Source organism: Thauera linaloolentis 47Lol = DSM 12138 (assembly GCF_000310205.1).
In the GTDB taxonomy this organism is placed as follows: Bacteria; Pseudomonadota; Gammaproteobacteria; order Burkholderiales; family Rhodocyclaceae; genus Thauera; species Thauera linaloolentis.
On the sequence record NZ_AMXE01000197.1, the window covers coordinates 1 to 544 of the forward strand.

Sequence of the window (544 nt, forward strand, 5' to 3'; positions counted from 1 at the left end):
CGCAGGGTCATGTCGTGGACGGTGATCTTCTTGCCGCGCAGTTCCATGCTGATCTCCTTCAGGCCGCCATCACGGCGCGGTTGGGTTCGAGGGTGAGGCGGCCGGCGAGGATTTCTTCGGCGAACATCTCGGCGGTGCGCGCGCCGGCCGCGGTCATGATGTCGAGGTTGCCGGCGTACCGGGGCAGGTAGTCGCCCAGGCCTTCGACTTCGAGGAAGACCGAGACGCGCTTGCCATCGAACACCGGGCCATTGACCAGGCGGTAGCCGGGGACGTACTTCTGCACTTCGGCGATCATGGCGTGGATGGATTCGGTGATCGCGCCCTGGTCCGGTTCGGTCTCGGTCAGGCAGTGCACGGTGTCGCGCATGATCAGCGGCGGTTCGGCCGGGTTGAGGATGATGATGGCCTTGCCCTTTTTGGCGCCGCCGACTTTCTCGACCGCGCCGGCGGTGGTGCGGGTGAATTCGTCGATGTTCTTGCGTGTGCCCGGGCCGGCGGACTTGCTCGACACGGTGGCGACGATCTCGCCGTAGGCGACCGG

General features: G+C 66.2%; 1 pseudogene. It reads right to left on the minus strand.

The features are described 5' to 3' along the window. Positions 1 to 58: 58 nt before the first annotated feature. A pseudogene (locus tag C666_RS19155) lies at positions 59 to 544 on the minus strand (acetaldehyde dehydrogenase family protein); the annotation flags it as partial.